The sequence below is a fragment of the Pseudomonas emilianonis genome, assembly GCF_023072625.1.
Lineage (GTDB): Bacteria > Pseudomonadota > Gammaproteobacteria > Pseudomonadales > Pseudomonadaceae > Aquipseudomonas > Aquipseudomonas paraveronii.
In genome coordinates this window covers 1-9,951 of the sequence record NZ_JAKNRV010000185.1, presented here as the reverse complement: position 1 = coordinate 9,951, position 9,951 = coordinate 1, and the positions used below count along the sequence as shown (strand labels likewise).

Here is a 9,951-nt window from a genome sequence, read left to right as displayed (position 1 = left end):
GCGCAAGCCGGGACGCTCACCTTCATGGTCGGCGCCACCCCGGAGTTGTTCGCCACCCTGCAACCGGTGCTGGCGCAGATGGGCCGCAACATCGTGCGTTGCGGCGACGTCGGTACCGGCCAGATCGCCAAGATCTGCAACAACCTGCTGCTGGGCATCAGCATGGTCGGCGTCAGCGAAGCCATGGCGCTGGGCGATGCGCTGGGCATCGACACTCAGGTGCTGGCCGGCATCATCAACAGCTCCACCGGGCGCTGCTGGAGTTCCGACACCTACAACCCATGGCCTGGCGTGATCGAAACCGCGCCGTCGTCCCGGGGCTATACCGGCGGTTTTGGCGCCGACCTGATGCTCAAGGATTTGGGCCTGGCCACTGAAGCTGCGCGCCAGGCGCACCAACCGGTGATCCTCGGCGCTGTGGCCCAGCAGTTGTATCAATCGATGAGCCAGCGCGGGGAAGGGGGCAAGGACTTCTCGGCGATCATCAACAGCTACCGCAAGCCCAAATAAACAAACCCTGTGGGAGAGAGCGTGCTCCCTCCCACAGGTTATCGCGGTCAAGCAAACACAAAATACTTACGCACCGTCTCGACCACTTCCCACGTCCCCTTCATCCCCGGCTCCACCACAAAGATATCCCCCGCACGCAAATGGATCGGCTCCAGGCCTTCCGGGGTGATTACGCAGTAGCCTTCCTGGAAATGGCAGTATTCCCACTTCACGTATTCCACGTACCACTTGCCCGGTGTGCAGATCCAGGTGCCCATGATCTTGCTGCCGTCTTCGCTGGTATAGGCGTTGAGGTTGACGGTGTGCGGGTCGCCTTCGAGCTTTTCCCATTTGCAGGCATCCAGGACCGGCAAGGGGTGGGTGTCGCGCAGTACGGTGATGGGCTTGGACATGATGACTCCGAGGCAAGTGAACGAGAGTCGAACCCTATAGCGTCGCAGGCAGGGTCAATGGTCTGAACTCGACATCCGGATGCCCAGAAGCGCAGGGACTGCGATTGTCCGGGAACCGCGAAGTTCATGTGGGAGGGGGCTTGCCCCCGATGGCTGCGGATCAGCTAGCACATGTGTCAACTGAAACACTGCCATCGGGGGCAAGTCGAATCGTCGCACCGCCCCTCCCACATTAATCCTTGGTGGCAGCTCCACGGTGGCTAGGCGACATTTTTGAGCGTAGATAATCCGTTTCCTCGCAGTAAGTGCGAAAGATTCCCCACTTGGCGCAGGAATTCGCAAGAAAATTCACAGCTGGCCCTCGTATCATTCACCTCAGTCACGACCGAGAGCCTTGATATGAACCCAATAAAAACGTGGTGGGACATCAGCCCGCCCCTGAGTACGGCGACCCCGACCTGGCCGGGGGATACACCGTTCCAGGAAGAGCGCGTGTGGCAGTTCGGCCCGGAGTGCCCGGTGAATGTCGGGCGCATTACCTTGTCGCCGCACACCGGCGCCCATGTGGATGCGCCACTGCACTACAGCGCGGACGGCGCGCCGATTGGCGAGGTGTCGTTGGACGTGTACATGGGCCCGTGCCGCGTGTTGCATTGCCTGGACAGCGGCGCACTGGTACAGCCGCAGCAGTTGGACGGGCGTGTGGATAACGTGCCGGAACGTGTGTTGCTGCGCACTTATCCACAAGCGCCGCTGACCGAGTGGGATGCGCACTTCACCGCCATCGCCCCGCAAACCATCGAGCTGCTCGCCAGCCTGGGCGTGCGCCTGATCGGTATCGACACGCCGTCCCTGGACCCGCAGCAGTCCAAGACCATGGATTCTCACAACGCCGTGGCCCGTCATGGCATGGCGATTCTCGAAGGCATCGTGCTCGATGACGTACCGGAGGGCGACTATGAACTGATCGCGCTGCCGCTGCGGTTTGCCCACCTCGATGCCAGCCCGGTCCGCGCAATCCTGCGCCCGCTTGTGGAGCCCGCACGATGAGCCAATGTCCCTTTTCAGAGGATTACCAACCGCCGGAAGAATGGCATAACGCCGAGCTGAACTTTTCCGAGTCCATGAGCTACGGCGACTACCTGGACCTGGGCAAAATCCTCAGCGCCCAGCACCCGCTGTCGCCGGACCACAACGAAATGCTCTTTATCATCCAACACCAGACCTCCGAGCTTTGGATGAAACTGATGCTCCACGAACTCAAGGCCGCCCGCGAACACCTGCGCCTGGGCGAGCTGCCGCCGGCGTTCAAGATGCTGGCGCGGGTGTCGCGGATCTTCGATCAACTGGTACACGCCTGGGCGGTGCTGGCGACCATGACCCCGTCGGAGTACAAGGCGATTCGTCCGTTCCTCGGCCAGTCGTCGGGGTTCCAGTCGTTCCAGTACCGTGAGATCGAATTCATCCTCGGCAACAAAAGCCCGGCGCTGTTGCGGCCTCACGCCCATCGCCCGCAATTGTTGCAAGAACTGCAGGTGGCAATCGCCACGCCGTCGCTGTACGACGAGGCGATCAACCTGATGGCCAAGGCCGGTTTGGCGATCGACCCGCAACGCGCCGAACGCGACCCGACGGCGGCGACGGTTCACGATGCGTCCGTGGAAGCGGCGTGGCGCGAGGTCTACCGCGACCCGAGCCGTTATTGGGACCTGTACCAGTTGGCCGAAAAGTTTATCGACCTGGAAGACTCCTTCCGCCAATGGCGCTTTCGCCATGTGACCACGGTGGAGCGGATCATCGGCTTCCAGCCCGGCACCGGCGGCACCGAGGGCGTGGGTTACCTGCGCAAGATGCTCGACACGGTGCTGTTCCCCGAGCTGTGGCGAGTGCGTTCCACGCTGTAAACAAAAAGCCCCGGATCACCGGGGCTTTTCATTTTGGAATGCAATCAAAAATGTGGGAGGGGGCTTGCCCCCTCCCACAGGGGTATTACTGCGCGGCGGCTACCGCTTTCGCCTTACTGACGCGCAACCGGTAGGCAATGTAGATAACCCCCACCCAAACCGGCATCGCATACACCGAATCGCGAATGCCCGGGATCGCGAGCATTACGCTGATGATCATCAGCATGAACGCCAGGCACAGGTAGTTGCTGAACGGAAACCAGAAGGTCTTGAACGACGGCACCACGCCTTGCTCGCCCATGGCTTTGCGGAACTTGATGTGAGTCAGGCTGATCAGCGCCCAGTTGATCATCAACGAAGCGACCACCAGGGCGAACAGCAACTCCAGCGCACTGTGCGGCGCGACGTAGTTGACCACCACGCACAGCAGCGTCACCAGCGCCGAAATCGCCAGGGCGCGCAGCGGCACGCCTTGCTTGTTGAGCTTCATCAGCGCCTTCGGTGCATCACCTTGCTCGGCCAGGCCGAACAGCATGCGGCTGTTGCAGTACACGCCGCTGTTGTACACCGACAGCGCCGCGGTCAGCACCACGAAGTTGAGGATGTGCGCGGCGGTGTCGTTACCGATCAGCGAGAAGATCTGCACGAACGGGCTGCCGCTGTAGGCATCGCCCGAGGCGCCGAGGGTTTGCAGCAGTTGATCCCATGGGTACAACGACAGCAGCACCGTCAGTGCGCCGACGTAGAAAATCAGGATGCGGTACACCACCTGGTTGATCGCTTTCGGGATCACTTTGCGCGGCTCGCTGGCCTCGGCGGCGGTGATGCCCACCAGCTCCAGGCCACCGAACGAGAACATGATGAACGCCATCGACATCAACAACCCCATGCCGCCATTCGGGAAGAAACCGCCGTGGCTCCACAGGTTGCTGATCGACGCTTGCGGGCCGCCGGTGCCGCTGAACAGCAGGTAGCAGCCGAGCACGATCATGCCGACAATCGCCACCACCTTGATAATCGCGAACCAGAACTCGGTCTCGCCGAAGAACTTCACGTTCAGGGTGTTGATCAGGTTCACCGCGACAAAGAACACCAGCGCGCTGACCCAGGTCGGAATTTCCGGCCACCAGAACTGGATGTACTTGCCTACGGCCGTCAGCTCGGCCATACCCACCAGCACGTAGAGCACCCAGTAGTTCCAGCCCGCCAGGAAGCCCGCGTAACCGCCCCAGTATTTGTGCGCAAAGTGGCTGAACGAACCGGCCACCGGCTCCTCGACGATCATCTCGCCGAGCTGGCGCATGATCAGGAACGCGATAAAACCGGCAATCGCATAGCCGAGGATCATCGACGGCCCCGCCGACTTGAGCACCCCGGCCGAGCCGAGGAACAGCCCCGTACCGATCGCACCGCCCAAGGCAATCAGCTGAATATGCCGGTTTTTCAGGCCACGCTTGAGGCCTACCGGGTTAACCATGTCATCCGCCATTAACATTCCCTTCTACTTGTTTTTCTCGGGGTTGATTGCACGCCGCGCCCAACCCCTCAGAAGTGCTGAGGGGTCAGATATTACTCTGCGTGAACTTTTCGTAATACAGCTGAACGCCATCAAGTGCCTGATCCGCCAGCCATTGCTGGATGGACTCGACCATCGGAGGGGGCCCGCACACGTACATATCGGCCGAACTGTCCCGCCATTCGGCCAGGTTGAAATGCTCGGTGAGGTAGCCGCGCTTGCCGGGCCATGTGGGCGGCGGGTCGCTCAGTACTTCGGTGTAGCGAAAATCCGCGAGCGTGGACGCATAACCCTCGATGCGCGCCGCTTCGCACAGGTCCTCGGCGCCGCGGACGCCGTAGTACAGGTGTACCGGCCGCTCGCAGGCGTTGGTCGCCAGTTCGTCGAGCATGCCCAGTAACGCCGATAACCCGGTGCCGCCAGCGACCAGCACCAGCGGTCGGCTGACGTGGCGCAGGTAGAACGCCCCCAGCGGCGCGTCCATCAGCAACTGATCGCCGACCTGGCAACGTTCGCGCAGGTAGTTGCTCATCACCCCGTCGGGCAGCAGGCGGATCAGAAACCGCAGCTGATTGCCCGGCCGGTTGGCGAAGGAGTACGAGCGCCAGCTGTCGGTGCCAGGAACCGCCAGGCGGGCGTATTGGCCCGGCAGAAAGTCCAGCGCCTGGTCCAGTTGCACCTGCAGGATCGCGGTGCTGGTCGAGACCTGCTGCACCTCACTCACCGTGCCGCGCACCTGCACCGGCCCCGGTGCGTTGCACAGGCTGGAATCGAAGTCGAAGTAGAACGTCGCATCCGACTTCACCCGGGTCTGGCAACTGAGCATCTTGCGTTGTTGCAGGTCGCGGCTGGAGAGGGCGTCCTCGTCCACATAGTCCTGGCTGTATTCGCCGCTCTCGCAGCGGCCCTGACAGGTACCACACACGCCTTCTCGGCAATCCAGCGGAATCTTGATGCCGTTGCGCAGGGCCGCATCCAGCAGGATTTCATGCGCGCCCACCGGGAAAAACAGGGTCTTGCCGTCGGCAAAACTGAAGGCCACTTTGTGATTCATCCACATGACTCCGCGTATACATGACAAGTGTGATGGGCTTGATCAAAGGTGATAGAAATCCAGCACCGAGTTGATGGTGTCGTTGAGCAACAACGCGTGCTTGCGGGTGATCAGCCAACTGTCGCCATGGGGCTTGAGACGATAGGTCGCGTGGCCGTAGAACTGCTCCGACGTGGCCAGGCGATAGAACAGCGTGTGCCAGTTCAAGCGCACCTCCAGCGTGCCGTCCGCCTGCTCGGCGATGCGCACGTTGTGGATCAGGTGCAAGGTGCGCGGCATCGGCGTGGCCGACGCCGCCTTGCCGGTGCGCAGGCGGAACACGCGGTCTTCCAGGCCCGTGCGGTTGGCGTAATAGATCAGCGACATTTCGCGCTTGGGGTCGCGGGTGTAGACGTGTTCGGAGTCCCATTGCGGCAGGTGGAACTCGCTCTGCGGGTCGAACAACTGCACGTAGGCGTCCCAGTCCTGGGCGTCGCACAGCTCGGATTTGCGATAGAAAAACTGCTCGATCCGGTACTGCAATGGCGCATTCATCATTCCACCTCCCGCAGCTTCAGCGCGCGTTGGTCGAGGCCGTTGAGCAGGAACTGCTGCCAGTTGCGGTGCTGGTTGACGTACAGGCCTTCGTGGGTGAACTCGGTGCCGGTCATGGCGGGCTGGATGCCGAGGGCTTCGCTGTTCGGCGTCGGCCCGGTGGCCCAGCGGTGGCTGCCGCGTGAGATATCGCTCCAGCGCTCCAGGCGACCCTGGAAACCGCGCTGGGCCTCGCGAAACTCCACCAGGTCGTCCGGCGTGCCCATGCCCGAGACGTTGAAGAAGTCCTCGAACTGGCGGATGCGGTTTTCCCGGTCGGCGTCGGACTCGTGTTTCACCCCTAGGCACTGGCTGATGATCTCGGTCTTGTTCCACGCCAACGGGCGGATGATGCGCAACTGCGAGCTGATCTGGTCGAGGAAGAACAGGCTTGGGTAGATGTTCAGGTTGCGCAGGCGGTGCATCATCCACTCGGCTTTTGGCTGGCCGTGTTCTGCCACCAGGCGCGGCATGATGGTGGCGTAGCCGGAACGCACCGTGGGGTTGGGCATGTCGCTGAACAGCAGGCTGTGGCCATTGTTGAAGGCGAACCAGCCGTCGTCGGTATTCGCGTCGCCGGCGCCGAGTTTGCTGTAGTCCAGCGTCGCGCCGGCCGCAGTGCCATTGGCGGTATTGACCTGCTGGCGGTGCTGCACCGTGGCCACATAGTTGTAGTGGACGGTGCTGACGTGATAACCGTCCAGGCCGTTTTCGTTCTGCAGCTTCCAGTTGCCGTCGTAGGTGTACGCGGACTTGCCCGGCAGCACCTCCAGCTCACCGGTGGCGGACTGGGCGACCATCATGTCGAAGAACACTTTGGCGTCGCCGAGAAAGTCTTCCAGGCTGTCGGTGCCGTTCACGTCCAGGCTGATGAATACAAAGCCCTTGTAGCTGTCGATGCGTGCTTTTTTCAGGCCGCGCGTGGCCTTGTCGAAACCTTCCGGGTATTCCCCCGGTGCCTTGACCTTCACCAGCCGGCCGTCGCTCTTGTAGCACCAGGCGTGGAACGGGCAGGTGAAGGTCGACTGGTTGCCCTTGCCGACGCGGGTGAGGGTGGTGCCGCGATGCTGGCAGGCGTTGACCAGCGCGTTGAGTTGGCCGTCGCCGTCGCGGGTGATGATCATCGGCTGGCGCCCGGCGCGCATCGTCACGAAATCGTGGTTATTCGCCAGTTCGCTTTCGTGGCAGGCGTAGATCCAGTTTTTCTCGAAGATCAGTTCCATCTCCAGGTCGAACAGTTGCGGCTCGGTGAACATGTCGCGGGCGATGCGGAACACTTCATCGGCGGGGCGAAAATCCAGGCAGCTGTCGATGAAGCTTTTCCATTGCTCGACGCTTCTTGCACCACTCATGGGACGCACCTTTTGATAATGGCTGAACGGGTAAGCCATTTAGAGGCTGCACCGAGGCGGCGGGCTATCCGCTTAATGGGCGAAGGCGGGCCGGATAGTTGGGCAGCAAATACCCACGCCGGTGCAGGGCGGTGACGCGATGCGCTACTGTCATGCAGGGCGGTGCGCGCAGAAGGCGGTGGTTTATCCACATAGTCGAGCGTTGCTATCCACCCAGCAGCGAGACTGCCGCCGTGGCGCAGAACTTGCTGTCGATCTGTCACGACGCGCCGCCAGAGCGCGCAACCGCCTAACCGCCGTGGGTGCAGCCTGATGAGTAGTCATACACGCGATATCCGTATCGAACGCTTCGACCTGGAGGGCGCCCGCAGCTGGATGTCCGGCATCTGCGGGCCGCACCGCCTGGAGACGGCCACGCCCGAGCGCCTGCGTTTCCATCACAGCGCCAACGTGTTCAAGTCCCGCGCCACCACCCTGGGTGTGATCGAATACGGCACCGACGTGACCATCGACATCGAGGACGCCGAGCACTTCAGCAGCTACAGCCTGAGCCTGCCGCTGGTGGGCGAGCAGGAGTTGAGCAAGAACGGCGAGCGCCTGAGTTCCAACCGCGATCAAGGCGTGATCATCTCGCCCAATGAGCACCAGGTGCTGGCGATTTCCGGCGATTGCCGCAAGTTGCAGGTGGTGATTACCCGCGCGGCGATGAACGAGTCGCTGGAAGGGCTGCTGCAACGGCCGATTGAGGCGCCGCTGCGTTTCGAGTCGGTAATGGATGCGGTGGACGGTGCCCCGGCCTCGTGGTGGCGCATGGCGCGTTATTTCATCGCGGAGCTTGCGCGCAGCAGCGAGTTGTACGAGCAGGCGGCGTTTACCCGCGACCTGGAAAGCTCGCTGATCAAGGGCCTGATCCTCGCCCAGCCGAATAACTATTCAGAGGAACTGCGCGACGTACTCGGCGTGAAACTGCCGCACTACTTGATCCGCGCCCGCCAATACATTCACGACAACGCCCGCGAAGCGGTGCATCTGGAAGACCTGGAAGCCGCCGCCGGGGTCTCGCGGTTCAAGCTGTTCGATGCGTTTCGCAAATACTTCGCGCTGTCGCCGATGGCTTACCTGAAAAAGTATCGGCTAGGGGCGGTGCGCCAGGAGATCCTCGAACACGGCTCAACCCGCACCATCTCCGAGATTGCCCTGGGCTGGGGGTTTACGCACCTGGGGCGGTTCTCGGCGGAGTATCGCAAGCTGTTCGATGAGTCGCCGAGCCAGACTCTACAGCGCAACCGCCTGCGCACTGTCTAAAAAACACCGCAGATCAAATGTGGGAGGGGGCTTGCCCCCCCTCCCACATTTGATCACCAGTGCCTGGGAGATTTCAGATCAGTTCTTCCACCAGTTGCAAGCAATGTCGCAGCCCCGGCGACTGATCATTCACCCTCCGGCTGAGAATAATCGGCGAGGTCGCGGTGGCTTCCACCACCGGCGTGTAGCCGATGTCCGCGCGATGCAGCACCTGCACCGACGCCGGCACCAGCGTCACGCCCATGCCCGCGCCGACCAGGCCGATGGCGGTCTGCAATTCGTTGGTCCATTGCACCACCTTGAGGCTCAAGCCGTGGGCGTCGAACAGCGCGATCACATGGTCGGCATAGCTGGGCCGTGGGTTGCCGGGGTAGAGCACGAACGGCTCGGCGGCCAGTTGGGCGAGGGTGGCGGGCGCGTTCAGCAAGGCGTGACCGGCGGGCAGCACCGCGACCAGGCGATCCTCCACCAGCACGCGCTGGACGATGGCCGGGTCATCGATGCGAATCCGCCCGAAGCCCACATCAATGCGCCCGGCCTTGAGCGCTTCGACTTGTTGCAAGGTGGTCATTTCCGACAGCCCCAGCTCCAGCTCCAGCGCTTCATGGTTGCGCAGCCGACGAATCAGTTCGGGCAGCACGCCATACAAGGTCGACGGCGCAAAGCCGATGCCCAGCCAGGTCTTCTCGCCCTGGCCAATACGCCGGGTGGTGTCGCAGACCTTGCCCAACTGCTCCAGCAGCACGTTGGCGTGCTCATAGAAAAACCGCCCGGCCTCGGTCAGCCGCAGCGGACGGCCGCGCTCCAGCAGTATCACGCCCAATTCATCCTCCAATTGCTGGATCTGCCGGCTCAACGGCGGCTGGGCGATGTGCAGGCGTTCGGCGGCGCGGGTGAAGTTGAGGGTTTCGCCCAGCACCTGGAAATAGCGCAGATGTCGCAGTTCCATGACAGCTCCTTTGATACCTTGAAGGTATTGTGCGAGACCAATTCTATATTGGAACCCTTGAAAAATGCGGCACAGAATCGGCTCAAATCTATAAAGAACCCAACGGGTATAGCCATGCCGATTTGCGCCATCGAGTCGATCGAGACCATCATCGTCGACCTCCCCACCATCCGCCCGCACAAGCTGGCGATGCACACGATGCAAAACCAGACCCTGGTGATCATCCGCCTACGTTGCGCCGACGGCATTGAAGGCATCGGCGAAGCCACCACCACTCGATCGGCCTTCCAGCTGAAAACCCGAAAATATTGTTCAAAAAACCATCAATCCCGGTATGATCGCGCGCCCGGATACCGCCCCACCTTGGAACCCTGATGAAGCCTCAACTGATCGCCG

The 9,951-nt window shown here is 61.8% G+C and carries 10 protein-coding genes and 1 pseudogene; 5 read left to right on the top strand and 6 right to left on the bottom strand.

Going from position 1 to position 9,951, the window contains the following annotated elements:
* Positions 1-510 (top strand): NAD-binding protein (locus L9Z73_RS18175; RefSeq protein ID WP_247403644.1); only part of this gene is annotated, 510 nt, incomplete at its 5' end.
* Positions 511-557: 47 nt separating this feature from the next.
* Here L9Z73_RS18175 and L9Z73_RS18170 read toward each other — a convergent pair.
* Positions 558-902, bottom strand: coding sequence for a cupin domain-containing protein (locus L9Z73_RS18170; RefSeq protein WP_010566207.1), 345 nt, complete (start codon positions 900-902; stop codon positions 558-560).
* A gap of 399 nt (positions 903-1,301) precedes the next feature.
* Between L9Z73_RS18170 and kynB the strand changes: the two genes are divergently transcribed.
* The gene (gene kynB, locus L9Z73_RS18165; RefSeq protein WP_247403642.1) at positions 1,302-1,952 is read left to right on the top strand and encodes an arylformamidase; all 651 of its coding nucleotides are present in this window, start codon (positions 1,302-1,304) and stop codon (positions 1,950-1,952) included.
* On the top strand, positions 1,949-2,806 hold the full coding sequence (gene kynA, locus L9Z73_RS18160) for a tryptophan 2,3-dioxygenase (RefSeq protein ID WP_247403640.1): 858 nt from the start codon (positions 1,949-1,951) through the stop codon (positions 2,804-2,806). The genes kynB and kynA overlap by 4 nt, the downstream gene beginning before the upstream one ends.
* An 85-nt stretch (positions 2,807-2,891) precedes the next feature.
* Here the strand turns inward: kynA and L9Z73_RS18155 are convergent, their stop codons facing one another.
* From L9Z73_RS18155 to antA, 4 genes are all read right to left on the bottom strand, one after another.
* Positions 2,892-4,295: an amino acid permease gene (locus tag L9Z73_RS18155; protein WP_247403638.1), complete on the bottom strand. Its 1,404-nt coding sequence runs from the start codon at positions 4,293-4,295 to the stop codon at positions 2,892-2,894.
* A gap of 73 nt (positions 4,296-4,368) precedes the next feature.
* Positions 4,369-5,376: an anthranilate 1,2-dioxygenase electron transfer component AntC gene (gene antC / locus L9Z73_RS18150; protein WP_247403636.1), complete on the bottom strand. Its 1,008-nt coding sequence runs from the start codon at positions 5,374-5,376 to the stop codon at positions 4,369-4,371.
* Positions 5,377-5,418: 42 nt separating this feature from the next.
* Positions 5,419-5,910, bottom strand: coding sequence for an anthranilate 1,2-dioxygenase small subunit (gene antB / locus L9Z73_RS18145; RefSeq protein WP_247403632.1), 492 nt, complete (start codon positions 5,908-5,910; stop codon positions 5,419-5,421).
* The gene (gene antA / locus L9Z73_RS18140; protein WP_247403630.1) at positions 5,910-7,301 is read right to left on the bottom strand and encodes an anthranilate 1,2-dioxygenase large subunit; all 1,392 of its coding nucleotides are present in this window, start codon (positions 7,299-7,301) and stop codon (positions 5,910-5,912) included. Before antA ends, antB begins: the two co-directional genes overlap by 1 nt.
* Before the next feature lie 312 nt (positions 7,302-7,613).
* Between antA and L9Z73_RS18135 the strand changes: the two genes are divergently transcribed.
* On the top strand, positions 7,614-8,606 hold the full coding sequence (locus tag L9Z73_RS18135) for an AraC family transcriptional regulator (RefSeq protein ID WP_247403627.1): 993 nt from the start codon (positions 7,614-7,616) through the stop codon (positions 8,604-8,606).
* A gap of 73 nt (positions 8,607-8,679) precedes the next feature.
* Here L9Z73_RS18135 and L9Z73_RS18130 read toward each other — a convergent pair whose 3' ends face one another.
* Positions 8,680-9,555, bottom strand: a complete 876-nt coding sequence (locus L9Z73_RS18130) for a LysR family transcriptional regulator (protein ID WP_247403624.1) — start codon at positions 9,553-9,555, stop codon at positions 8,680-8,682.
* Between the two features lie 48 nt (positions 9,556-9,603).
* Here L9Z73_RS18130 and L9Z73_RS18125 point away from each other — a divergent pair.
* A pseudogene (locus L9Z73_RS18125) lies at positions 9,604-9,828 on the top strand (muconate cycloisomerase); the annotation flags it as partial.
* Positions 9,829-9,951 lie beyond the last annotated feature (123 nt).

Coding starts and splice junctions, on each gene's coding strand:
- L9Z73_RS18170 (WP_010566207.1), bottom strand. CDS start 902: ATGTCCAAGCCCATCACCGTACTGCGCGACACCCACCCCTTGCCGGTC.
- kynB (WP_247403642.1), top strand. CDS start 1,302: ATGAACCCAATAAAAACGTGGTGGGACATCAGCCCGCCCCTGAGTACG.
- kynA (WP_247403640.1), top strand. CDS start 1,949: ATGAGCCAATGTCCCTTTTCAGAGGATTACCAACCGCCGGAAGAATGG.
- L9Z73_RS18155 (WP_247403638.1), bottom strand. CDS start 4,295: ATGGCGGATGACATGGTTAACCCGGTAGGCCTCAAGCGTGGCCTGAAA.
- antC (WP_247403636.1), bottom strand. CDS start 5,376: ATGAATCACAAAGTGGCCTTCAGTTTTGCCGACGGCAAGACCCTGTTT.
- antB (WP_247403632.1), bottom strand. CDS start 5,910: ATGAATGCGCCATTGCAGTACCGGATCGAGCAGTTTTTCTATCGCAAA.
- antA (WP_247403630.1), bottom strand. CDS start 7,301: ATGAGTGGTGCAAGAAGCGTCGAGCAATGGAAAAGCTTCATCGACAGC.
- L9Z73_RS18135 (WP_247403627.1), top strand. CDS start 7,614: ATGAGTAGTCATACACGCGATATCCGTATCGAACGCTTCGACCTGGAG.
- L9Z73_RS18130 (WP_247403624.1), bottom strand. CDS start 9,555: ATGGAACTGCGACATCTGCGCTATTTCCAGGTGCTGGGCGAAACCCTC.